A 25573-nucleotide genomic window follows, 5' to 3' on the forward strand; every position below is an offset into this window, starting at 1 on the left:
TTGGGGCTTTTACGTCTTTTCAGGGCGTTTTTGCAAGACTAAACACAGCATCAATGAATTAGGAGGATTCTCAATGCAAGAACTCACACATTATATCGGCGGCGCGCATGTCAAAGGCACATCCGGCCGTTTCGCGGAGGTCTACAATCCCGCAACCGGTGAAGTGCAAGCTAAAGTTCCGCTCGCCAATGGCGAAGAAATGGCAAACGCCGTGGCGATCGCGGCTGAAGCACAGGTAGGCTGGGCCGCAACAAACCCGCAACGCCGTGCACGCGTGTTGATGGCTTTCGTTGGATTGCTGAACCGCGATATGGACAAGCTTGCAGAAGCGTTGAGCCGTGAACATGGCAAGACGATACCAGATGCCAAAGGCGACGTTCAGCGTGGCCTAGAGGTTGTTGAATATTGTATCGGTGCCCCTGAATTGCTCAAAGGCGAATATACAGACGGTGCTGGGCCTGGTATCGACATGTATTCCATGCGCCAAGCCCTTGGTGTTACAGCAGGAATCACGCCGTTCAACTTTCCCGCGATGATCCCAATGTGGATGTTCGCGCCCGCGATTGCATGTGGCAACTCCTTCATTCTAAAGCCCTCCGAGCGGGATCCATCTGTTCCTTTGATGCTAGCGGAATTGCTCGAAGAAGCAGGGCTTCCAAAGGGTGTTTTGCAAGTTGTAAACGGCGACAAAGAAGCCGTTGATGCGATTTTGCACGATGAGACTATTCAATCCGTTGGCTTCGTTGGTTCAACGCCAATCGCAGAATATATCTACGCAACGGGCTGCGCGAACGGCAAGCGCGTGCAGTGCTTTGGCGGCGCAAAGAACCACATGATTATTATGCCTGACGCGGATATGGAGCAAGCTGCTGACGCTTTGGTCGGTGCCGGTTATGGCGCTGCGGGCGAACGATGCATGGCAATTTCGGTCGCAGTTCCAGTGGGCGAAGAGACAGCAGATCGTCTGATTGAAGCGCTCGTTCCCAAAATCGAGAAGCTGAAAGTCGGGCCATACACCGCTGGCAATGATGTGGATTACGGCCCAGTCGTCACGTCCGCTGCGAAAGCCAACATCGAACGTTTGGTGCAAACGGGCATTGATCAAGGTGCAAATCTTGTTGTCGATGGCCGCAACTTTAATTTGCAAGGCTACGAGGACGGCTTCTTTGTTGGTCCGCACCTTTTTGACAACGTCACACCCGAAATGGACATTTACAAATACGAGATCTTCGGCCCTGTTTTGTCTACGGTGCGCGCTGGTTCATATGAAGAAGCGCTTAAATTGGCGATGGATCACGAGTATGGCAACGGCACTGCGATCTTCACCCGTGACGGCGACGCCGCGCGTGACTTTGCCAGCCGTATCAATGTAGGCATGATTGGTATTAACGTGCCAATTCCAGTGCCATTGGCTTACCACACGTTTGGTGGTTGGAAAAAGTCAGTCTTTGGCGATCTCAACCAGCACGGTCCGGATGCTTTCAAATTCTATACTCGCACCAAAACCGTAACGGCGCGCTGGCCATCAGGCATTAAGCAAGGCGGCGAATTTAATTTCAAACCGATGGACTAAGCTTAAAACTAGGCGCGCTCCTGATCTTAGGGCGCGCCTTAACTCTTCATTTTTCAATATAAACTCGCCCCGCAGGGTCGCGCACTTATTCGCCCGTGACTTGCGTATAGCGTGCTTGTCCTTCGCCGCGCAAACCTGCCCAAAAGCCTTGCGCGATCCCCAATGAACGTACACCGCGAAAATAACTATAACGTCCTAAAATCGGCGACAGAATGATCCGCGTTATACCAGACAGACCTTTGGCTGCGATCTGAACGCAAGCACTCAGCTTTGCGGTGCCAGGCTTTTCTACCATCATCATTTGAAACTTAGTAATACTTTGCGCACGCACACGCTCTGAAATATATGTCGCACTCAAACGCTCGTTGGGCACTTCCTCATGCACAATCGCGTTCGGCACCCATGCCAACGTCAGCCCGGCTTTATGTGCACGGCGCGAGAAATCTGTGTCCTCACCGCCACTTAGGCCAAACTCAGGATCAAAACGCAATCCCGCTGCATCAATTTTGCGAAGGTCGACAATCCAGTTGTTGGTTTCTAAATCAAACCGTCGCCCAGCCTCCATCGCTGCCGCTTTGCGCGCGTCATTCACGGATGCTGCGCGCTCGTAATACGAGAGCACCTCAGTTTCGACATCGGAACAGCCTGTTACGGGCGCAACTGGCAAAACAGGGCCGCCCGCAAGTTGTGCACCAGCTTCACGTGCTCCCGCCCAAAGAATGCGAAGCCAATCGTGGCGCACTTGTTCGTCATCATCCACGAACGCAAGCCAGTCTGAGTCGCTCGCAAGGGCGACTTCGATCGCCTTATTGCGGGCATGTGAAATCCCCAAGTTTGGCTCTAATACAGCCACTGCAGGCCATCCTGTCCGCTTATAAAATGCGTCTACCTCAGCTTGGATATTTAAAGCGGTATCATTTTCAACGAAAACGAACGACAATTCTGCCCCTTGCGGCACATCCAAGGCCTGCAAAGACTGAAGAAGGTCTGAAAGCATACGCGGCCGTTGCCGTGTCGCCGCTGCGATAGTGATGCGCGTGGCAGTGCGCTCCATGATGTTCACCCCAAGTGAGTGAGACATAAGGTAGTGCTTGGCCCCATTGATTCACAACGTGTACCACGCTGGGCGATGCGATATTGCGTGCAATGTGTTGCCCTTACGCCTCCAAAGCGTCACACAAAGCCGGAAAACCAGATACAAGACGATAAGGCATCTACACATGAGCGACATCCAAATCCGTGTTAACGGCAAAGCTGGCCAAATCACCCTGAACCGTCCTGATGCGTTGAACGCGCTGACCTACGATATGGTGCGCGCGATTGATCAGGCTTTGTGCGATTGGGCTCACGATCCTGATGTCGCTTTGGTGGTCATCGATGCGCAGGGATCAAAAGCCTTTTGTGCTGGGGGTGATATCGCACAGCTTTATGACACAGGACGTGCGGGTGATTATACTTTCGGCCAAGGCTTTTGGCGTGATGAATATCGCTTGAACGCAAGATTGGCAGGCTATGGCAAGCCCATCGTCACCTTTTTGCAAGGGTTCACCATGGGCGGTGGCGTTGGGGTTGGATGCCACGCATCGCACCGTATCGTCGCAGAAGGCAGCCGTATCGCGATGCCTGAATGTGGAATCGGTTTGGTACCAGATGTCGGCGGATCTTTGTTGCTCGCACATGCGCCTGGACGATTGGGGGAGTATTTCGGACTGACAACGGCACGAATGGGTCCTGGCGACGCGATCCTCGCTGGTTTTGCGGATCACTTTGTCCCAGAGGCCGCATGGAATGATTTGAAAAAATCGATTTGCGAGACGGGTCAGCTTGCGCCTGTTAAGAGCGCGCGTCAAAATCCCCCCGCTTCAAGCGTCGCCAAGCATATGGAGAAAATTGACACCTGCTTTTGCGGTGAAAGTTTGGATGATATTGTCCGCAACCTTCAAAACGACCAGTCTGATTTTGCCAATACCGCACTGAAAGCCATAGGTCGAAATTCTCCGCTAGCGATGGCTGTAACTGTAGAAATGATCCACCGCTTGCGCAGCGTGAAAGACATCGAACGCGCACTAGAGCTGGAATATCGCTTCACGTATCGTGCGATGGAGCATGGCGATTTTCTGGAGGGCATACGCGCAGCGATCATCGACAAAGACCGCGCGCCAAAATGGAAACACGCTCTGGACAAGGTACCTGCTGTTGATGTCTCTTTCATGTTGCGCCCTTTGGGCAAGGACAAGCTGACGTTTGAAGAGGACAACACAGCCATGAAAATCGGATTTATAGGGCTCGGAAATATGGGCGGGCCGATGGCCACTAATTTGGCAGCCGCGGGTCACAGCGTCTTAGGGTTTGATGTGGCTGGCACGACAGCAAACGGCGTTCAAAATGTCGCCAGCGCACAAGAAGCAGCCAAAGATGCTGACGTTGTCATTACAATGCTCCCAAATGGTGGAATCTTACGCAGGGTTGCGGATGAAGTGGTTCCCGCGATGCGTCAAGGCGCGGTCTTTCTTGATTGCTCCACCGTCGATGTTGAGAGCGCGCGTGCGGTTGCTGAACTTTGTACGACAACTGGTGTTTCATCGCTGGACGCGCCTGTATCGGGCGGTATTGGCGGGGCCTCTGCAGGAACACTGACATTTATGGTTGGTGGGACCGAAGATGGCTATGCCAAAGCCTTGCCGCTCTTTGAGATTATGGGGCAAAAAAGCGTTCATTGCGGTGCATCGGGCAATGGGCAAGCGGCTAAGATTTGCAACAATATGATCTTGGGAGCGACGATGATTGCAACCTGTGAAAGCTTTGCTTTGGCCGATAAATTGGGTTTGGACCGTCAGAAAATGTTTGATGTCGTCAGCACCTCGTCAGGCTATTCTTGGAGCATGAACGCGTATTGTCCAGCACCCGGTGTCGGCCCTGAAAGCCCTGCGGACAATGACTACAAGCCCGGATTTGCAGCCGAATTGATGCTTAAAGATTTGCGCTTGTCACAAGAAGCCGCGGTTGCGGTCAAAGCGGATACGCCCATGGGCGCAATGGCACAGGCACTTTATGCGCAATTTGTGGAAGATGAGGATGGTTTGGGCCAAGACTTCAGCGCCATGCTTGTTAAGTTCGAGAAAAGCGAACGTCCTTAGGTTTGATGCGGGTGCGTGCCATCACGCACTCTACCAGACGGAGGGGGCTCTGCCCCCATTTGCCTGAGGCAAATTCCCCCGGGATATTTTTGGAAAGAGGAAGAACAGGGTTAAGCGCGCAAGCGGGTTCCATTAGGATCAAAGGGCGGTTCATTTAGGATTTTGGCGCGGTGTGGTTGGCCAAGCACCATGACCTCGACTTCGTCACCCGCTTGAGCGTCTTTTACAAAACCAAGTGCGAGACTCATCCCGACGCTGTAGCCGTATGTGCCAGATGTAACGCGCCCTATGCCTTTGCCATCTTTGAAGATTGGTTCACCCCCAGTTGCATCTGCGTTCGAGGCGGTGACATCTGCTTCGTTCAGATGCAAGAGCACCATGTGTTCGCGCGCCTCCTGCCCTAGCGTTTGTTGCACCGCGTCTTTGTTGAGGAAGTCCTTTTCCATCTTGCAAAGACGATCCAAGCCAACTTCTTGCGGAAAATATTCGGGGCTGTATTCGCGGCTCCATGAGCCATAACCCTTTTCAACACGCAAACTCATTAGCGCGCGCCCGCCAACAGGGCCAGCGCCAAACTCTTCGCCCAAAGTCAACAGCGCATCATACAGACGCGCTTGATCAGCTTCGGCGCAATGTAGCTCCCAGCCCAGATCCCCTGTGAAGCTGACACGCAAAGCGAGAACATCAACGCCTGCAAGTTCGATGCGTTGAGAGCGCATAAACGGGAAATCCTCATTGCTAAGTGACGCATTTGTCATGCGCTGCAGCATCTCGCGTGACTTTGGACCAGCGATGTTAAAACCACAAATGTTGTTGGTTTTGCTTTCAAACACGGTGCCTTCAGGTAGCGGAACCTGCTTAAAAAAGCGCTTGTGATAGCGCTCGGCCATGCCTGAACCGATAATCCAGAACTCGTCCTCCGCCAGCTTTGTCACTGTGAAATCACCCGCAATGCCACCCCGCTTGCCTATCAGCGGGGTGAGGCAAGAGCGCCCGACAGTTTTGGGCATGTTGTTTGCGAAAATAGCATTCAGCCAATCCGCAGCGCCCGCTCCTTTGCAGATGTATTTTGCAAAATTGGAGATATCGATGATGCCCGCGCGGTCGCGCAGCATTTTGCATTCCTCACCAACAGGTCCCCACCAATTTTGCCGCGTAAAGCCGTTGGTGTCTGATGCACCTGGCGTGTCAGCGAACCACAGCGGGTGCTCCCATCCAGCATTTAGGCCGAATACCGCGCCCAGTTCTGCTTGTTTTGCATAGGCTGGACGCATCCGCGCAGGACGCCCTGCGGCGCGTTCTTCATTGGGGAAGTGGATTGCAAAACGGTGGGCATAGCTGTCCTCAACACGCGCTTTGGTAAAGGCTTTGTCGGCCCAATCATCAAAGCGTGCAACGTCCCAACCGAACATATCATATTGCGTTTCGCCCTCGATCATCCACTGTGCGGCCATCAGCCCCATGCCACCAGATTGCGAGAAGCCCGGAATAATGCCGTTGCAGCAGAAATAATTCTCAAGCTCTGGCACAGGTCCAAAGAGCACGTTTGAATCGGGTGACCAAATCATTGGTCCGTTGATCACCCGCTTGATCCCCGCTTCTGCCACGGCAGGAACACGTTCAATCGCATTCATCATGTTTTCTTCGATGCGCTCCAGATCGTCAGGAAACAGATCATGGGCAAAATCCAGTGGCGTGCCGTCTTCCGCCCAAAACTTCATGTCTTTTTCATAGGCACCGACAAGCAGGCCCTGCCCCTCTTGACGCAAATAATACTCGCCATCGCGATCAGAGACAGAGGGCAAACGACGATCAGACGCTTGGATCTCGGCAATGCTTTCGGTGACAAAGTACTGATGCTCTGTGGGTTGCAAAGGCAAGGTCAATCCTGCCATCGCCGCGACTTCGCGACCCCAAAGCCCTGCGGCATTAACCACCCATTGCGTATGAATGTCGCCTTTTGGCGTTTTCACAATCCATGAGCCATCTGCTTGCGGCTCTGTCGCGGTGACAGGGGTAAAGCGATTGATCTCAGCGCCGCGTTGGCGCGCGCCGACGGCGTAGGCGTTGGTCACCCCTGATGGGTCCACATTGCCGCCATCGGGCTCATACATCACGCATTTGATGCCGTCGTAATTCACCATCGGGTTCAGCTCTTTGGCCTCTTCAATGCTGATCTCGTAAAAATTCATGCCATAGAGTTTGGCCTTGGCCGCTTGAAGGCGCAGCTGGTGCACGCGTTCTTCGGTCTGTGCGAGATAGAGCGAGCCGGGTTGGAACACCCCACAAGACTGACCTGTCTCTTCTTCTAACGCGTTGTAAAGGTTCATTGTGTAGTGCTGAATACGGCTGATGTTCGTGCTATCGTGCAGACCATGAATGTTTGCAGCTGCATGCCAAGTAGACCCTGAAGTCAGCTCATTGCGCTCCAAAAGCACCACATCGGACCATCCAAGTTTGGTAAGATGATAGAGGATCGAGCAGCCTATTACCCCGCCCCCGATGACGACTGCCTGTGCTGTGGTGCGCATTGCTTAACTCCAGAAAACTGCAAATTTGTCTCAAAACTAGCGTGCCGAATATGCTTCATGTGACTCAAGGCGACAAAATATGTCGCAGTGATACAAGTCGAGCCTATTTCGGCGACAACCCTATCCGCGCCGCGCAAGAGTTTGCAGCCTCGCGGTCGCTCCTCGAGCCGCGCGCGCCGAGCCTACCGAGAGCTGCGCTTAATGCGTCTCGCACTTCAGGGATTTCGCCGCCCTCGCGCGCAATCACGTCAAAACTGCTTTTGAAAAAGTCATCGCGGTTTATGGCTTGGTGCCAAAGCCGATCATGGCACAGCGCGTCTTCGGGATCTTGAGCACTCGCGTCGACCGGAAGTAATACAGCGCCCAGTCGATGAACCACATCAACGGCGGTTTGCGGGTCGTTTACTCCGCTAGAGAGCGCGCGAGTAGCGACTTCGCTCATCACGATCAAACCAAATTCAGCGTCTTGTTCAAAGCTTCGCGCGCTGCCTATCAGAACCATCTCGCGCAACATCCGCTGGCGCATTTCGGTTGGTGCTTTTAGCCCATCGACACGCAACAGAAGTGCGCCCTCATGTACGAAATCACCTGCGCGTACGTGAATAAATATCCGGCCTTCGCAGCTTTCGGCTTCACTTTGCAGGGCATCAAGCGCAATCATCGTCACATATCCGCTGGCGCCTGCGCGAATATCAACACCATCTTTGCCGCGCTCTTCATCGCCTTTCTCAAGCACATGTGCGCCTGCGCTTGGGCGTTGGAATGCAGTTTTGATCACGGGCCGTACTTTGGCTTGCAAACAATCTAGGATATTCACCAATGATCCAAGTTGCTCAATATGATGAATCCAACGGATTACTGCGATGATCACTTGAAGCACTATGACAATCGCAACCAGAAACAACACAAAGCGCGTAGCCGCTGTCATAAACGGGGTCGCGAGCAGGATGATGCCCGTAAGCGAGAACAAGAATGCGCCGATAAAGACAGACAGGATGCGATGGGTGGTTTGATCTTCGCGTAAAATGATCACGGCGCGCGGGGTTGCGCTGCTTTCCGCCGCGCGAAAGGCTGAAGAAAGGATCGTCAACGAAAACGTTGTCACAGCAAGCATTGAAGAAGCCAGCGTTGTGAGTACCGTTTCCAGCGCATCTGCGCCAACGAAAGACACCCAGTTTGACGGGATAAATTGCCCAATAAACAATGCCCCAATCACGCTAAATAGTGCGATGAGCGCGTAAAGACTGACGCGCACAATCAGCCGACGGGCGTAAAACGATAATAAATCGAGGGCGGATTGCAGCATAATAACTCACACAACCTTTGCGACACGATCTGTCGCCATTAGGATAGCCCAAAATGCGGGCGCTTTGAAACACTCGCGCCAAATGCAGAGGGACACAAGTATGAAAACCACCACCAGAGTAGCCGTGATCGGCGGCGGCGTTGTCGGATGCAGCGTGCTTTATCACCTCACCAAACTCGGCTGGGCTGACGTGATGCTGATCGAACGCTCAGAGCTGACGTCAGGCTCAACCTGGCACGCAGCGGGTGGGTTTCATACACTCAATGGCGATACGAACATGGCGGCGTTGCAGGGCTATACGATCAAGCTTTATAAGGAGTTAGAAGAGCTTACAGGCATGTCTTGCGGCTTGCACCACGTAGGCGGTGTCACCCTTGCGGACAACCAAGAGCGTTTTGATATGTTGCTCGCAGAGCGCGCCAAGCATCGCTACATGGGGCTTGAGACAGAGATCGTAGACCCCGAAGAGATAAAAAAAATCGCCCCTGTCACCAACACAGACGGAATTCTAGGCGCGCTATATGATCCGCTTGATGGGCATCTGGACCCTTCAGGGACAACACATGCCTACGCAAAAGCCGCGCGCATGGGCGGTGCAACGATTGAAACACATACGAAGGTGATCGAAACCAACCAGCGCAGCGACGGAAGCTGGGATGTGGTGACAGACAAAGGTACGATCCACGCAGAGCATATCGTCAACGCAGGCGGACTTTGGGCGCGCGAAGTCGGTGCGATGGCAGGTGTGTATCTACCGCTTCATCCGATGGAGCATCAGTATATTGTCACCGACGACATTCCCGACATCTATGAGATGGGCAGCGAGCATCCGCATGTGATGGACCCAGCGGGCGAGAGCTATCTGCGCCAAGAGGGTCGCGGCCTGTGCATCGGGTTTTATGAGCAACCTTGTCGCCCTTGGGCTGTGGACGGAACACCTTGGGACTTCGGGCATGAGTTGTTGCCCGACGATTATGACAAGATCGAAGACAGTATTGCCTTTGCATACAAACGCTTTCCTGTGCTCGAAACCGCTGGCATCAAATCTGTGATCCACGGACCTTTCACCTTTGCCCCTGACGGAAACCCATTGGTTGGCCCTGTGCCGGGATTGCGCAATTACTGGAGCGCTTGCGGTGTGATGGCTGGCTTTAGCCAAGGCGGTGGTGTTGGTTTGATGCTCGCACAGTGGATGATCGAGGGCGAAACAGAGCGTGATACATTTGCGATGGACGTAGCGCGCTTCGGTCAAGGGGTGATCACGCCGGGTTATACGTTGCCAAAAGTGATCGAGAATTACCAAAAACGTTTTTCTGTCGCCTACCCTAACGAAGAACTGCCCGCCGCACGCCCCTTTCGAACAACGCCGATGTACGACATCTTCAGCGATATGGGCGCTGTTTGGGGTCAGCAATATGGGCTTGAGGTTGCCAATTATTTTGCGCGCGCTGAGGGTGAGCCAAGCTATGAAACGCCCTCTTTCCGCCGCTCTGACGCGTTCAACGCAACTGCGCGAGAAGTCACAGCCGTGCGCAACGCAGTTGGTATCAATGAAGTGCATAACTTTGGTAAGTATCTGATTACAGGACCAAATGCACGGGAATGGCTTGATAGGGTGATGGCAGGCCGCATCCCCAAACAAGGCCGATTGTCTTTGACACCTATGTTGTCCCCAAAGGGGCGATTGATCGGAGATTTCACAGTCTCTTGTTTGGGTGAAGAAGAGTTCCAGTTGACTGCCTCATATGGCAGTCAAGCCTTTCACACACGCTGGTTTGAACAGAATATGGTGGATGGCGTGGCCCTCGAGAATATCTCGGACAAGCGCAACGGCTTCCAGATTGCAGGACCGAATGCACGCGAAGTTTTGGCCGCATGTACGCGCACAGATATCAGCGACATGCGCTTTATGGATGTGCGCAAAATATGCGTCGGCATGACGGACTGCATTGTGCAACGCGTTAGCTACACAGGTGATCTTGGCTTTGAGATCTATTGCGACCCCATGGCGCAGCGCCAGTTATGGTGGACACTTTGGAATGAAGGACAAACCCATGGCATGCAGCCTTTCGGAATGCGCGCAATGATGAGCCTGCGGCTCGATAAGTTCTTTGGCTCTTGGTTGTCGGAATTTTCGCCCGATTATACCGCCGCAGAAACCGGTATGGATCGGTTCATAAGTTTCAAAAAGAACACCGATTTCATCGGACGCGCCGCAGCTGAAGCGGAACGCGAAACACCCCCTGCCCGCCAACTCTGCGCGTTTGAAGTGAATGCAGATGACGCAGATGTCGTGGGCTATGAACCAATTTGGATTGACGGCACAGTCCAAGGGTTCTGCACTTCTGGCGGCTATTCGCATTTTGCAGGCAAGAGCATCGCGCAGGCTCTCATTCCGCGCGCGCTTGCGCATGAAGGCCTTGCTGTGGAGATTGAAATCCTCGGCGCCATGCGCAAGGCAACTTTGATCACAGAGCCTTTGTTTGATGCAGATGGCGCACGGATGCGCGGCGCATGACACTGACGTGTTTGTTACCAGCTGCGGGCGCGTCTTCGCGCATGCGCGGCGGTGATAAATTGATGGAATTGGTTGAAGGCATGCCCTGCCTCGCGCTTATGGCGACGCGCGCGCAAAGCGCAGGTATGGATATTTTGGTCACTGTTCCAAGTCTGGATCATCCCCGCGCTGTTGCGCTTCGCACCAAAGACTTTCATGTATTGGGCGTGGCAAATGCAACCGAAGGCATGGCCGAGTCTTTACGCAGTGGGTCAAGCGCCGTTCATCCAGACAGTGACGGCATAATGATCCTCCCGCCTGATATGCCCGCGCTTAAAACTGAAGACCTGGTAGCTTTGATGAAGGTGTTTGAAGAAGACCAGACGCGGATCGTTCAAGCAACCACCGAAGATGGTGTTCCTGGGCATCCCGTGATCTTTCCCCGGCAACTCTTGTCTGAGTTTGCAAAACTTTCAGGGGATCGGGGCGCCGCGAAAATTGTGAAAAACCATCAGCAAAGCGTCGTATGTGTGAAGCTCAAAGGGGATCGCGCAAGACTTGATCTGGATACGCCCGAAGCTTGGGCTAAATGGCGCGCATCACTGCTCTGAGCGTATTACGCGCTTCATATCATTAGCACTGACGCTTTTGCGCGCGGCTGGATATTTTTCTTGAGTGTCTTCATCCAGTTCGGGAAAGAGCGTCAGAAGCTCTTCGCGGTGACGCTCATCCATTGCGCCGGCGCGCATGTCACTGGGTTGGAAGCTCTCAGACCACGCACCATCCGCAAGCACGATTTCATGTTGTTCGAACATGAAGTGAATATAGGTCACATGCGAAACGTCTGCGTGCGTAACCCCTTCAAAACATGTTAATAAATGCGCTGCAACAAGTACTTCATCGGCATCAAACCACTCACGAATTTGCTCATTACCAAGCAACATTCTATGTTGCGGTGACACCAATGTGTCCCGCTCTGGCAGATCTTGCCCAAGCGCACCTTGTGCAATTTTTATCGGCTTTAACGCAGGTGTCTAACTCAAATCAGCATCGACGAGCGCGCGCCTCCCGACCCAAACAACGGACTGGTAGCCATTGTCGCGCGTAAGGACTTGCATACCTGTTGTAAGCTTTTCGACAGGGACTTCACCGATGCTGGTTTTGATCAAAGTGCCGGGCGTGAAGCACGGGCAATATGCGATCACTTGGTGCGGCATCTGAGGCACCGCACCAAGGTCTGCAGACACAATACGCTCTTCAGATTTACGAAGAACTAAATTGTTACCGTATGCACTCATCACTTTTGTCTTTCGCAAGCCGAACGGCCCTAGTCATTATACAGGTCTACATTTGCTGATGCATTGGGGCATGAATGAGGCGTCTCCGTGTTTCACAGACGGGAAATCAAAATAAATCACCGCAAAAACAATCACAAGGTGCATTCCTGACATTCTACAATTTTGACAATAGAAGGTCACTCTCGGAGCCTTTCAAAGACCGCCGCGCAAAGATGGGCCGCTTCTGTAAATAAAGATTCCCTAAAATACTGCGTACAATGGATAGTGGTAAAACTCGCCACGCTTTTTGGTATGCCAACCTATGCTTTAACCATAAGAAAAGAGGCGGTTCCCCGCCTCTTTTCATTTCTGATGGGCAGCCCCCTGCACATCAGAGCTGCATATTAGGTTGAGACTTTGGCCCCGACAGGGGGACTTTACCCGATTAACAGGGCTGCCTCGTATTTCTTCAGTGTGCGACGTGCAGACTGATACGCTTCGGTGCCGACCTGCGTCGCGAGTTCCGGGAACAGTTCCAGAATTTCGTCGCGCTGCTCTTTGCCGATCCCGTCGAGCGTATATTCGCCCGGCTGGAAGCTCTCGGACCATGTACCGTTGGACAGAACCACCTCGTGCTGCTCGAACATGATGTGGATATATGTGGTGCCGGAGCTTTCCACACGATCCACGCCATCCAGCATCGTCAAGTGCTTTGCCGCCACGAGAACTTCGCGCTCTTCAAAGTACATTGTCGCCTGATCTGTCGTCAGCAACATACGGTGCTGCGGAGACACAAGGATGTCACGCTCTGGCAAGTTGTGCCCAAGAGCTCCCGCTTGGATCAACACCGGCTGAAGGTGATCATTGGCTGCAAGTTGCGCTCCGGAGAGTTCTTTTGCACCCGCCCAGCGGATTTCCTGAATGCCGTTATCGCGTGTGATAACACGGTCGCCGACTTTAAGGTCTTCTACTGCACGTTCACCAGTCGGCGTCGCAATCATCGTACCTGGCGTGAAGCAAGGAATGATGTTTTCGATATTATCGAAACGCGCCGTACCCGTCACCACATCCGCAGCATCAAGGAAGTTGACAACACCTCCCTCAGAGCCTGGAGCATCGTAGTCGACCGTGACACGGCCACCTGCGTTTTCAAGCTCACCCGCACCGCGCAGATCGAGAACGTCAAAGTCTACCGGACCTTCTCCACCGTCGATGGTATCGCCAGACGTCGCTCCGATAATGCTGTCTTCGCCAGCGCCACCAAAGATGCTGTCAGCGTCTTCGCCACCAGTGATCGTGTCGTTACCGGAACCACCATCAATCGTGTCAGAGCCTTCTTCGCCTAAGATGGAGTCAGCGCCAGTTCCACCGAGGATTGAGTCGTCGCCTTCGCCGCCCTCAAGCGTGTCGTTACCGCTCTGACCATCAATCGTGTCTTCGTCGATACCACCGTCGATGCTGTCCAGACCACTACCACCAACAAGGCTATCGTCATCGTCGCCGCCGATGATCGTATCATCGCCATTGCCGCCAAAGACAACGTCTCGGTCGTTCAGTTCAAGGCCAACTGGCTCTGTTGCATCCGGCTCGTCTTCGAACAAAGTGGTCGTGCTTGTGTGACCTGCATCGATGTAGTCGTTACCTGCACCACCAGCAATGGTGTCGGCACCGTGGCCACCTTCAATACTGTCGTCGCCGTCGCCGCCTCGGACCGTATCGTCGTCGATACCCGCAAAGATAGTGTCGTTATCATCGCCGCCATCGATGCTATCCGCATCATCGCCAGTTGAAATAACGTCTTCCCCTGCACCACCGAAGACAGTGTCTCTGCCATCGTCTTGGCTCGGATCGGTGACAAACGTGATGCCACTATCTGTGATCGGCAAGTTTGGATCATCACCAACATAATCGGTAAAGCTGTCGACCCCTGCATTGATCGTGTCGTCGCCGTCGCCACCGTCAATAAAGTCAGCACCTTGTATGTCGATAATAGAGTCGTCACCACCGTCACCAATGACAGAGTCGTCATCAATACCAGAGAAGATCGTATCGTTGCCCTCGCCCCCGATGATCGTGTCATCATCGTCGCCAGTGGTGATCAGATCATTGCCTTCAGCCGCATCAACAAAGTCACGGTCATCTTCTGGATCATCATCGGTTGGAATAGATGGGAACGGTGCTTCATCGAGAAGCGGAATAGTTCCGCTCGTGTCGATGACATCATCGCCGCCGCCAGTTCCGACAGAGTCATTGCCGTCGCCAGTTGTGACCGTGTCATCACCGCCCGGTGAAGGGGATCCGAAATCATCTGCAAAGACCGTGTCGTCACCATCGCCGGTGTCTATGCTATCGCTGCCGTTGACCGTCAATGGATCGCCGAAGCCGTCACCGAGGACAAAATCGTCCCCCTCGCCAGTGTCAATGATGTCATCGCCTTCGCCGCCATCGACGTTGTCGTTGCCTTCGCCCGCTTCAATCGTGTCATCCCCGCCACCGGCTTGGATCACATCGTCGTTGGAACCGGCCTCAGGCTCGATTGCATCGTCGTTGTCGACTTGATCGCCTTCAGGATCGCCAAGATACGGATCAACAGGCGTCGTGGTTGGGTCATCTTCACCGATGTATTCGCCAGCGCCAGTGCCTTCGACAATGCCGTCAAGTGGCGGTGTGCCAACAAGAACCTGGATCGTCGTCGTGTCTGTGCCGCCATTCCCATCAGAGATGGAGTAAGTGATCGTGTCCACGTCATCTTCAAAACCAGGGTTCGGTGTGTAGGTGACCGAGGAGCCATCAGGCGCAACTGTGACTGTGCCATTCGGCGCAGTTGCCGATGTGATGATCAGCGGATCGCCTTCTGGATCTGTATCATTGCCCAGCGGGAAGATCGTCACAGGTGTGACCGGATCAGTGCTCGACGTATCCGGATCAGCATTAGGATCAGTGTTCGGCGTGCCAACAAAAACCGTCAACTCAGCTGTATCGTTCCCACTGATATCATCGGTGATCTGATAGGTGATCGTGTCTTCACCCTCAAAGCCGGGATCAGGCTGATAATTTAGCGTGCCGTCTGGGTTGATTGTCACCGTGCCGTTTTGCGCAACCGCATCAATCACCGTAAGCGGATCACCATCTGGATCGCTATCGTTGCCAAGAACATCAATATTCGCGATTGGCGTATCAACGTCAGTGACTTGATCAACATCATCCACCGCAACAGGTGGCGCATTGGATGGCGCTTCGCCAACCGTAACGATCACCTCAGCGGGTGCTGTGTTGCCGTTCCCATCATCCACCACATAGGTGATGATATCCGTGCCCTCGAAACCCGGATCAGGCTGATAATCAAGCGTTCCATCAGGATTGACCGTAACTGTGCCGTTCGGCGCAGTCGCACTGGTCACCGTCAAAGGATCACCATCTGGATCAGCGTCATTGCCAAGGACGTTCAAATCATCGAGCAGCGTATCGACAGGCGTTGAAGCGATGTCATTGTTCGGCTCAGGCGGTAAGTTTGCCGTCGTGCCAACTGTTACCGTGAACGTCGCATCGTCCGTTCCACTGATGCTGTCCGTGATTGTGTAGCTGACGGTATCCGTCCCCACAAACCCTGGGTTTGGCTGATAATCAAGTGTGCCATCTGGGTTAATCGTCACAGTACCATTTGGCGCAGTTGCTGTCGTAATAGTGATTGGGTCACCATCAGGATCGCTGTCGTTGCTCAGAACATCGATATCTTCGATCAACGTATCAACAGGCGTTGTCAGCGCAGCATCATCGTTCGCAACAGGTGGATCATTCGCAGGTGGCGTGCCAACCGTGACCGCGACTGTGCCGATGTCCGTGTTACCATTGCCGTCGTCGATCACATAGCTGATCGTATCTGGTCCAGAGAAACCGGGATCAGGCTGGTAATCAAGCGTACCATCTGGGTTGATCGTGACGGTTCCGTTCGGAGCCGTCGCAGAGGTCACCGTCAGTGGGTCGCCTTCTGGATCCGTGTCGTTACCAAGAACATCGATGTCTTCAAGCAGCGTGTCCTCAGGTGTGGACGCTGTGTCGTCCTCTGCCGTTGGCGCTTGGTTCGCAGGGCCATCGTCACGCACAGAAACGCGCACAATGCCTTCGTCCGTGCCGCCATTGCCATCGTCGATGGTGTAGCGAATGAGGTCTGTGCCTTCAAAACCAAGCGGCGACGTGTAATCGAGCGTGCCATCGGGATTGATCGTAACCGTGCCACCATTGTCCGACGTCGCCGCCGTCACAGTCAGCGGATCACCATTCGGGTCCGTGTCGTTGCCAAGCACGTCGATGTCTTCAAGCGGAATATCCGTCGATGCAGTCACCGCATCGTTTACTGCAATTGGCGGATCGTTTGGAGCCGCAGGATCTGTCACAGTGACAAGCACTGTCGCGGTGTCGGACCCGCTGATGCTGTCAGTGATCGTGTATGTGATCGTGTCTGTTCCAAGGAAACCAAGGTCAGGCGCGTAATCCAAAGTGCCGTCCAGATTGATCGTGACCGTGCCGTTCGGCGATATCGCGTCCGTCACTGTCAGCGGATCACCATCTGGATCGCTGTCGTTACCCAGAACATCGATACCCGTGATGGGCGTATCAAGATCCGTCGTCTCCGGCGCATCATCAACCGCAACGGGCGGATCGTTAGTGCCAACGGTGACAGGAACTTCAGCGGTGTCTGTGCCGCCGTTACCGTCATCAATTGTGTAAGTGATCGTATCCGTACCGTTGAAACCGGGGTCAGGTTGATAGTCAAGCGTCCCATCCGGATTGATCGTCACTGTGCCATTCGGCGCAGTCGCAGCCGTGACCGTCAGCGGATCACCGTCTGGATCGCTGTCGTTGCCAAGAACATCAATGTCCTCAAGCAGCGTGTCCTCAGGCGTCGTCTCAAGTATATCATCGACCGCAACAGGTGGTCCATTTGGATCGCCAACAGTGACCGTAAAGGTCGCTGTATCAGAACCGCTGATATTGTCTGTGATCGTATAGGTAACGGTGTCTTCCCCGAGAAAGTCATTGTTTGGAATATACTCGAGTGTGCCATCTGGATTGACAACAACTGTACCGTTCAGAGCAGACGCCGCCGTAATCTCCAATGGATCGCCATCTGGATCACTGTCGTTGCCAAGCACATCGATAGATTCAATCGGTGTCTCAAAACCCGTCGTCAACGCGGGGTCATCTACCGCTGTGGGCGGGCTGTTTGCACCACCGACGCTGACAGGCACTTCAGCAGTGTCTGTGCCGCCGTTACCATCATCAATCGTATAAGTGATCGTATCCGTACCGTTGAAACCGGGGTCAGGTTGATAGTCAAGCGTCCCATCCGGATTGATCGTCACTGTGCCATTCGGCGCAGTCGCAGCCGTGACCGTCAGCGGATCACCGTCTGGATCGCTGTCGTTGCCAAGAACATCAATGTCCTCAAGCAGCGTGTCCTCAGGCGTCGTCTCAAGTATATCATCGACCGCAACAGGTGGTCCATTTGGATCGCCAACAGTGACCGTAAAGGTCGCTGTATCAGAACCGCTGATATTGTCTGTGATCGTATAGGTAACGGTGTCTTCCCCGAGAAAGTCATTGTTTGGAATATACTCGAGTGTGCCATCTGGATTGACAACAACTGTACCGTTCAGAGCAGACGCCGCCGTAATCTCCAATGGATCGCCATCTGGATCACTGTCGTTGCCAAGCACATCGATAGATTCAATCGGTGTCTCAAAACCCGTCGTCAACGCGGGGTCATCTACCGCTGTGGGCGGGCTGTTTGCACCACCGACGCTGACAGGCACTTCAGCAGTGTCTGTGCCGCCGTTACCATCATCAATCGTATAAGTGATCGTATCCGTACCGGTGAAACCGGGGTCAGGTTGATAGTCAAGCGTCCCGTCCGGATTGATCGTCACCGTACCATTCGGAGCAGTCGCAGCCGTGACCGTCAGCGGATCACCGTCTGGATCACTGTCGTTGCCAAGAACATCAATGTCCTCAAGCAGCGTGTCCTCAGGTGTTGACTGAAGCAGATCATCAACCGCAACAGGCGGCTCGCCGGGATCACCAACAGTAATAGGAACGATAGCGGAGTCAGAGCCTCCGTTCCCGTCTGAAATCGTGTAGGTAATCGTATCTGACCCTACAAAACCAGGGTCAGGCGTGTAAGTTAATGTGCCGTCAGGGTTGATTGCAACAGTACCGTTTGGAGCCGTCGCATCTGTAACTGTAAGTGTATCACCGTTAGGGTCTGTATCGTTGCCCAAAACGTCAATGTCAGCGATTGCCGTGTCGACTTCAGTAATTTGGAGTAGGTCATTTACCGCATCAGGCGCGTCCAGATCGACGTCAATTGTCGTAAACAACAAGTCGCTGACCAAAATTTCGTGGGATCCAGCGTCGCCGTTGTCATAGTCAATTTCAACGCGACCAACAGGGCCAGGGATATCAATGAGTGCGGATTGCGCGGCATCAGTCGCAGCGCCTTCAGTCACGCCTGTCAATGTCTGACCGGTTTGGGACATGCCTGTGCCAGGTGTGATGGTAACAGGGATTTCATTACCAAGCAGATCGAAGGCACGCACGTTTACGATATCGATGTGAGGATCGATACCTACAGCAGAACCATCAACATCGTTCGCATCACCTGCGTCGATGTCATCAATACGGAAGCGAAGACCTGTCACACCATCTGAATAAAGAGGATCAGACGAAGCAAATGTCAGAACGGTGGTTGAGGTGCCGTTAACGCCAGCTGTACCAGAATCTCCAACCAACTTGAGTTGGGAGCTCGGCGGCAAGCTATCGCCAGGATCATCATAGGTTTCCAAGTTCAGCGCAAAGGCTACAGAGGACTCGATGTCATTAATGACATCGACAGTCACATCCACACCACCGGCATCGATCGTTTGAGGACCCGCTACTTGCGTCCCGTATCCACCTGGATAATCCGCCCACGTCAACCTAAGATCTGGCATTACACAACCCTTTTTATTAACTCGCCACTCACACGAGCCAGACTTTGCACAGCAAAGCCCTAGTCCAAAACAAACGACGCAAACGAAAAGCTAAGCCCACGACAGCGGGCTTTGAGTCGAACTGATCTAATGAATGGATCACTTCGGCAGCTTTACGTCACACACGACGTAACAATTGTCGGCCACCCCCATGGCCTAAAGAGCATCCCCCAGTCGGACACTCTCTTTACTAACGTGCCTCTCGCACGCAGCAAACAATAAATAGATTTTTAAACTATTTGGTCGTGTTCTGCATGGGAAAATGAACAACATGACGTCAATTTTTGCACCAAGCCCTCGTCAAAAAAGACGATATTTTCTGAATATTTCCGCTTTTTCCGTCGAATTTATGACAGGCAAGATACAATACCCCGCAAAAACAGGAATGTATGAAAAGTCGAAACAGTTAACCTATTGCCAAAATTTTGACCGCTATCGAAAGAAATATCATTCAAAATAAGGCCACACTGTTTCCAGACATACCTCAAACGTTGCAAAATCCCCGCATTGTTATACTCAAACTTGTAACACGAGACCTCAACAATCAGAATCACTCCCAGAAAATCGAAAGATACATTGTAGAGAGATTCGCACTGCGTGACTGCGATGAGGGCCGCGCAATTCACCTGATCATGAAAAAGAAGGAACTGCGGAAACTTGCAAAGCAAGTGGTACCCAAGGCCGGACTCGAACCGGCACGCCCGTTAAGGCGGGGGATTTTGAATCCCCTGCGTCTACCATTCCGCCACTTGGGCACAATGCGCTCTCTTTAGCGATGCTCTGTGGCAAGGTCCAGACCTCACAACACGCAAATTCAAAGAAAATGCAGGTACTGCCCCCTTGACCCATTTGCGTGCACATGGTCACTGCACACAACGCAAAGGAGCAGGCGAATGCTACGTAAATTATATGACATTACACTGTCGTGGGCTGAACATCCGCATGCGCTTTGGCTTCTGGCGGTGGTCTCTTTCGTAGAAAGCTCGTTTTTCCCGATTCCACCGGACATCCTTATGATACCGATGATCCTGGCGCGCCCCTCGCGGGCCTGGTTGATTGCGAGCGTCGCTTTGATCGCCTCGGTGCTCGGTGGCCTCTTAGGCTACGCTATAGGCGCGCTTGCATATGAGCAAATTGGACTTCCGATCTTGGAAAGCCTTGGCAAAACAGAGTCTATGGCTGAATTTAGCACACGCTTTAACGCCTTAGGCTTCTGGGCGGTTCTGACCGCAGGCCTGACGCCATTCCCGTACAAAGTAATTACGATCATGTCAGGCTGGACAGGCATGTCCCTAGGCACTTTCATAGTCACATCTATTCTGGCGCGCGGCTTGCGCTTTTATATCGTGGCGTTGCTTTTGTGGAAATATGGTGAACCCATTCGCACCTTTATCGAAAAGCGACTTCCTTTGATGTTTGTTCTATTCGTTTTGTTACTGGTAGGCGGCTTCGCGGCTCTGAAGTTCCTTTGACGCGTCGTCTACTCCTCCTTTTCGCGACGGGCGGTTCTGCGGCTTTGATGCTTGGCGCTCTTGGCTTTCAATACATTGGCGACATGCCGCCCTGTAAGCTTTGCTATTGGCAACGCTACCCGCATATTGCTGCAATCGCGATTGGCGTACTTGCAATCTTCGTTGCGGGGCGCGCCCTGCCCGTTCTTGGTGCGTTAGCCGCTCTCTCTACCGCTGCTGTCGGCGCATATCACACAGGTGTTGAACGTGGCTGGTGGCCAGGACCAACGTCTTGCACCTCAGGTGCAGTAGGCGACATGAGTGCCGAGGATCTCATGGCACAAATTATGTCAGCCCCGCTTGTACGCTGCGATGATGTGCCGTGGGAATTGTTCACGCTGTCTATGGCCAGCTGGAACATGATCGCTTCGTTAGGTTTATTTGTGATCTGGATGTGGGCAATCTACCGTTCTTAAACGCATAAAAGCCTAACTGGAGCCAGCCCCAGACCCCAAGATATTTTTAGAGAGGAAGGCACACAGCCCTCGTATTCCTCTTTCTATAAATATCCCGGGGAGTCCATTTTAATGGACGGGGCAGCGCCCCTCTCTCTTCAAAATCAAGAGCGGCGCAGCCGCACAATCAAATTACAGATAATCAGAGCGTTGTAGGCCATATTTAGCCATTTTCTCATTTAAGGTCCGTCGCGGTAAACACAGCTCATCCATGACAGCAGCTATAGAACCCTTGTGGCGACGCATTGTATTGTCGATCAACATGCGCTCAAACGCTTCTACATATTCTTTGAGCGGCTTGCCCTCAGTCGTCATGACAGGGGTCATTTCATCGTGATCGTTCATCAAAAGCGACGCGATTGTTCCAGAGCCACGTCTGGTCTGCAAAACTGCGCGCTCGGCAATATTAATCAGTTGGCGCACATTGCCTGGCCATGGCGCTTGCAAAAGTTGTGCTGCCTCTTGCGCGGAGACCGTTGGTGCCTCACAGCCATATTCTTCTGCAAACTGCTCTGACAAACGTGTGAACAAGGATAAGATATCTTCCCCCCGCGCGCGCAATGGTGGGATGGTGATGCGCAAAGCTGCAAGCCGATAGAACAGGTCAGAGCGTAGCGCGTCTTCGCAAGTGCGATCCTGCTCCTGCAAGTTTGAAATCGCAATGATGCGCGTTTCAGCAGGAGTACCTTGTTCATTTATAACGCTAAGCAAACGCGCTTGGAGGGGATCACTGAGCGCCTCTATGTCCTCAAGCACCAATGTGCCACCACGCGCCTCTTCAATAGCAGGAAGATAGGGGTCCTCAGGCGCAACGGGTCCAAATAAGCGCTTGGCCAACGCATCCTCATCCATCGCGGCGCACGACACGAGCACAAAACGTTTCCCCGCGCGACTGCCAACAGCATGCAAAGCATGTGCAATCAAAGTCTTGCCAGTACCAGTTTCGCCATCGATCAGGACATGACCATCAGCTTGACCCAAATCAAGAATATCTTCCTTCAAGCGCTCCATAACCGGTGATGCGCCGATCAGCTTTTTCATTAACTGACCGCCGTCTGACAGCTCGCGCCGCAATGCGCGGTTGTCGAGCGTCAATCGGCGCGCACTCGCAGCCTTTTTCGCCAATTCGGACATCCGGTCCGGATTGAAGGGTTTCTCTAGAAAATCGAAAGCGCCGATGCGCATCGCATTCACGGCCATCGGGACATCCCCGTGCCCCGTTATCATAATGACAGGCAAAGCGCTGTCCGTGCTCATCAGCTTCTTTAGAAACTGCATCCCGTCCATGCCGGGCATTTTGATGTCAGAAATCACGATACCCGGGTAGTCAGAGCTGATCCCTGACAAAGCATCCTCCGCAGAGGCGAAGGTTTCCGTGTCATACCCTGACAGCGCGAGCCACTGTGAGATTGACTGACGCATATCCTTTTCGTCATCGACGATCGCGATCTTCATTGCATTTGCCATGTCTTTTACTCCGCTGCGGGTTTGGCGATAACCGCCTCATCCAAATTCGTCTCATCCAAGCTTGTTGCTGACTCATGTAAGATCGGCAAACGGATTTCAAAGACCGCCCCACCCTGCGCTGCATTTCGCGCAGTCATGCGACCGCCCAAGTCGTTGACGATGCCCGACGAAATGGCAAGGCCAAGCCCGACACCATCACCGGGGGCTTTGGTGGTGTAAAACGGCTCAAACAATGCATCGAGGTTTTCAATACCCTGCCCATTGTCACGCACAGTCAGAATTGCAGTTTCCCCAGCCGCCAGCAAAACATCGACCTGTGGATCTTCAACCGACTTGGTCGCATCCAGAGCATTGCGCAACAAGTTGATCATCACTTGCTCAACGCGCACTCTATCCCCCATCACCATGACTGGTTCCTGTGGTAGCGTTTTATTGATTTGTACCAACCTTTGACGCAGCTGTGGCTCCATCATGGATAGGCTAGACGCCAACGCATCACACAGGTTTACAGGGGCGAAGCTGTCCCCGCCTTTGCGCGCGTAGCTTTTAAGTTGTCGTGTGATCGCCCCCATACGCCCTATCAAATCGTCAATGCGCTGAAAGCTTGCCAGCGCTTCGTCTGGGCGCCCGCGTCCGACCAAAAGCTTCGCGCCCGCAAGATAGGTTTTCATCGCAGCAAGCGGTTGGTTCAACTCGTGGCTCACGGCTGCGGACATCTCACCCAGGGCCGCAAGTTTCGAGCTTTGCGCAAGAGTTTGCTCCGCGACTGCAAGGTTCTCTTGCACCTTCTGACGCTCGGCGACTTCTCGCTGGAGACGAATGTTGAGTTGGCGAAGTTCTGCCGATTCACGCTGGAAGAGCGCCATGCGCACAGCCGTTTTTCGGTTCAAAAAGTAAAATGCCAGCGCCAGCAGAATCGCGAATCCCATAATTTCGAGGGCAAGCACACCATTCACGCGTTCGCGCACAGACGCATAGGACGTAAAACTGGCGATCTGCCAGCCGCGAAACGGTACGCGCGCTTGCGAGCGCATCAACGTTTCTCCGCGCAGATACGCATCGCCAGGGACACCACCCCAATCAGCCGTCGCTTGAAGCGCGCGCGAGATCGCCCCGGAAGGCGGTTGCCTTTGCAACGCCTCTTCTTCCGTCAAACCCCGCCAACGCGGCTCGGTCGACAAAATAATCGTACCTTCGGAATTGGTGATCAAAACCGCGTCTGAGATTCCTGCCCAAGCGCGTTCAAACTTTTGCAAGTCCACTTCCACCACAACAACGCCAAGCACATCATTATTGCTTTCGACGCGCCGCGAATATGTGAATGAGTACCCGCCGGATTCACGCGGCATTAGGGAAAAAACCGTTTCTTTTGAACGCAATGCATTGACAAAATACTGATCAGAGCGGTGCAAAGACTGTAGTCGATTGCGGTCCGTCGCGGCGACAGAGCGGCCATCGCGGTCTAACAGCATCAACGATGCGGCCCCAATTTCTTCCACAAAGCTGATCAAGCGCTGTGTCGAATTGGTAAAATCATTTGAATTCAAAGCACCGATAAGCGCTGGGTCGCGCGCGAGCAGTTGCGGCACAATGGAGTTACGGCGCAGTTCTGAAAGGATGTTGCCACTATAAAGCGCAAGGCGTAGCTCTGCTTGGTTGCGTGTGGTTTCCGTAAAGCGATCCGTTAGAAAACGATTGCTCAAAAAGACTGTTACGCCCGCAAGCACAATCAGCCCAAACAGGAAAAACCTAACCCGCCAAGGATCAAATCGCGCAGTTCTGCGCGGGATCCGTTGGGGTCTAACTGGTTTTGGCAAAGATGTGGGCGCATCACTCATGGGCTTGATGCTAATGCGCCGATCAGGATCGCTCAAGACAGCTTGCTCACGCAGTCGTCATTGCCCCAAGCAAACCAGCGAAAAGCCGCGCGCCATCAGCAGACAAATGTGCCTCTTCCATTGCGCGTTCCGGATGCGGCATCATTCCAAGGACACGGCCATTGGCCGATGTAATCCCGGCGATATCGCGATCAGAGCCATTCGGATTGTCAGTGTAGCGAAAGGCAACGCGCCCCTCCCCGACCAAGCGGTCAAGCTCATCCGGCGTGGCTGTATAGTTACCGTCATGGTGCGCAATGGGCACTTGGATGGTCTGACCCGCCGTGTAGTTGCTCAGAAAATCACTGTCGCAAGCCCCCACCTCAAGACCAACGGTCTTGCAGATGTACTTAAGCCCAGCGTTGCGCATCAATGCGCCGGGCAACAAACGCATTTCAGTCAAAACCTGAAAACCGTTACAAACACCGAAAACAAATCCGCCCTTTTCAGCGTGCGTTTTTACAGCGGCACAGATCGGGGAATTCGCGGCAATTGCCCCACAGCGCAAATAGTCGCCATAAGAAAAACCACCGGGGATGCCGACAAGGTCGATATCCTCTGGCAATGCGCTGTCTTTATGCCAAACGCGCGTGACCTCCGCGCCGACCATTTCCAAACCGACAGCAAGGTCGCGATCACAATTGGAACCGGGAAACGTAATGACTGCCGCGCGCATCAGCTCAGCTCCACCGTGTAGGATTCGATCACAGTATTCGCGAGCAGCTTTTCGCACATCTCGTTTACCTGAGCTTCTGTCGTACCATCCGCGAGATCAAGTTCGATCACTTTGCCCTGACGCACACCGTCCACACCCTCAAAACCAAGCGCCCCGAGCGCGTGACGCACAGCTTCGCCTTGCGGATCCAAGACACCATTCTTCAACATGACGTGTACACGAGCTTTCATCGATAAGT

The 25573-nt window shown here is 53.3% G+C and carries 14 protein-coding genes, 1 tRNA gene and 1 pseudogene; 6 read left to right on the plus strand and 10 right to left on the minus strand.

Annotated features, from left to right (window positions below; translation table 11 throughout):
* Positions 1 to 73 precede the first annotated feature (73 nt).
* Positions 74 to 1573 (plus strand): CoA-acylating methylmalonate-semialdehyde dehydrogenase, encoded by a 1500-nt coding sequence (locus ACTG3Z_RS08210; RefSeq protein ID WP_439142468.1) that lies wholly within the window; start codon positions 74 to 76, stop codon positions 1571 to 1573.
* Between the two features lie 85 nt (positions 1574 to 1658).
* On the opposite strand, the gene ACTG3Z_RS08215 is transcribed toward ACTG3Z_RS08210, so the two are convergent.
* Positions 1659 to 2654: a glycosyltransferase family 2 protein gene (locus ACTG3Z_RS08215; RefSeq protein ID WP_439142469.1), complete on the minus strand. Its 996-nt coding sequence runs from the start codon at positions 2652 to 2654 to the stop codon at positions 1659 to 1661.
* Between the two features lie 139 nt (positions 2655 to 2793).
* On the opposite strand from ACTG3Z_RS08215, the gene mmsB reads away from it, so the two are divergent.
* On the plus strand, positions 2794 to 4710 hold the full coding sequence (gene mmsB, locus ACTG3Z_RS08220; RefSeq protein ID WP_439142471.1) for a 3-hydroxyisobutyrate dehydrogenase: 1917 nt from the start codon (positions 2794 to 2796) through the stop codon (positions 4708 to 4710).
* A 110-nt stretch (positions 4711 to 4820) separates the two neighbouring features.
* Here mmsB and ACTG3Z_RS08225 read toward each other — a convergent pair whose 3' ends face one another.
* Positions 4821 to 7241 (minus strand): GcvT family protein, encoded by a 2421-nt coding sequence (locus ACTG3Z_RS08225; RefSeq protein WP_439142472.1) that lies wholly within the window; start codon positions 7239 to 7241, stop codon positions 4821 to 4823.
* A 103-nt stretch (positions 7242 to 7344) separates the two neighbouring features.
* Complete coding sequence (locus tag ACTG3Z_RS08230) at positions 7345 to 8547, minus strand: DUF2254 domain-containing protein (protein ID WP_439142473.1); 1203 nt, start codon at positions 8545 to 8547, stop codon at positions 7345 to 7347.
* A 100-nt stretch (positions 8548 to 8647) separates the two neighbouring features.
* Between ACTG3Z_RS08230 and ACTG3Z_RS08235 the strand changes: the two genes are divergently transcribed.
* Together ACTG3Z_RS08235 and ACTG3Z_RS08240 are read left to right on the plus strand one after the other, a co-directional pair.
* Positions 8648 to 11065, plus strand: a complete 2418-nt coding sequence (locus ACTG3Z_RS08235; protein WP_439142474.1) for a GcvT family protein — start codon at positions 8648 to 8650, stop codon at positions 11063 to 11065.
* Positions 11062 to 11655, plus strand: coding sequence for a nucleotidyltransferase family protein (locus ACTG3Z_RS08240; RefSeq protein WP_439142475.1), 594 nt, complete (start codon positions 11062 to 11064; stop codon positions 11653 to 11655). The genes ACTG3Z_RS08235 and ACTG3Z_RS08240 overlap by 4 nt, the downstream gene beginning before the upstream one ends.
* Here the strand turns inward: ACTG3Z_RS08240 and ACTG3Z_RS08245 are convergent.
* From ACTG3Z_RS08245 to ACTG3Z_RS08255, 3 genes and pseudogenes are all read right to left on the minus strand, one after another.
* Positions 11644 to 12342: pseudogene (locus tag ACTG3Z_RS08245) on the minus strand (Hint domain-containing protein). The gene ACTG3Z_RS08240 and the pseudogene ACTG3Z_RS08245 sit on opposite strands and share 12 nt — an antisense overlap.
* A gap of 416 nt (positions 12343 to 12758) precedes the next feature.
* Complete coding sequence (locus ACTG3Z_RS08250; RefSeq protein ID WP_439142477.1) at positions 12759 to 19310, minus strand: Ig-like domain-containing protein; 6552 nt, start codon at positions 19308 to 19310, stop codon at positions 12759 to 12761.
* Positions 19311 to 20018: 708 nt separating this feature from the next.
* Positions 20019 to 20104: transfer RNA gene (locus ACTG3Z_RS08255), tRNA-Leu, on the minus strand.
* A gap of 138 nt (positions 20105 to 20242) precedes the next feature.
* Here ACTG3Z_RS08255 and ACTG3Z_RS08260 point away from each other — a divergent pair.
* Together ACTG3Z_RS08260 and ACTG3Z_RS08265 are read left to right on the plus strand one after the other, a co-directional pair.
* A complete protein-coding gene (locus ACTG3Z_RS08260; protein WP_439142478.1) occupies positions 20243 to 20821 on the plus strand; it encodes a YqaA family protein in 579 nt (192 codons plus the stop codon).
* Positions 20818 to 21276, plus strand: a complete 459-nt coding sequence (locus ACTG3Z_RS08265) for a disulfide bond formation protein B (protein WP_439142479.1) — start codon at positions 20818 to 20820, stop codon at positions 21274 to 21276. Before ACTG3Z_RS08260 ends, ACTG3Z_RS08265 begins: the two co-directional genes overlap by 4 nt.
* A gap of 171 nt (positions 21277 to 21447) precedes the next feature.
* On the opposite strand, the gene ACTG3Z_RS08270 is transcribed toward ACTG3Z_RS08265, so the two are convergent.
* From ACTG3Z_RS08270 to purS, 4 genes are read right to left on the minus strand one after another with little or no spacing between them, the layout of a single operon-like run.
* Positions 21448 to 22782 carry a sigma-54-dependent transcriptional regulator gene (locus tag ACTG3Z_RS08270; RefSeq protein WP_439142481.1) on the minus strand — a complete coding sequence of 445 codons (1335 nt, stop codon included), beginning with the start codon at positions 22780 to 22782 and terminating at the stop codon, positions 21448 to 21450.
* Positions 22783 to 22787: 5 nt separating this feature from the next.
* Positions 22788 to 24620, minus strand: coding sequence for a sensor histidine kinase (locus tag ACTG3Z_RS08275; RefSeq protein ID WP_439142482.1), 1833 nt, complete (start codon positions 24618 to 24620; stop codon positions 22788 to 22790).
* Positions 24621 to 24666: 46 nt separating this feature from the next.
* Positions 24667 to 25335: a phosphoribosylformylglycinamidine synthase subunit PurQ gene (gene purQ, locus ACTG3Z_RS08280; RefSeq protein WP_439142484.1), complete on the minus strand. Its 669-nt coding sequence runs from the start codon at positions 25333 to 25335 to the stop codon at positions 24667 to 24669.
* Complete coding sequence (purS, locus tag ACTG3Z_RS08285; RefSeq protein WP_439142485.1) at positions 25335 to 25565, minus strand: phosphoribosylformylglycinamidine synthase subunit PurS; 231 nt, start codon at positions 25563 to 25565, stop codon at positions 25335 to 25337. The genes purQ and purS overlap by 1 nt, the downstream gene beginning before the upstream one ends.
* Positions 25566 to 25573: the final 8 nt, after the last annotated feature.

The organism is Planktotalea sp. (genome assembly GCF_965659345.1).
In the GTDB taxonomy this organism is placed as follows: Bacteria; Pseudomonadota; Alphaproteobacteria; order Rhodobacterales; family Rhodobacteraceae; genus Planktotalea.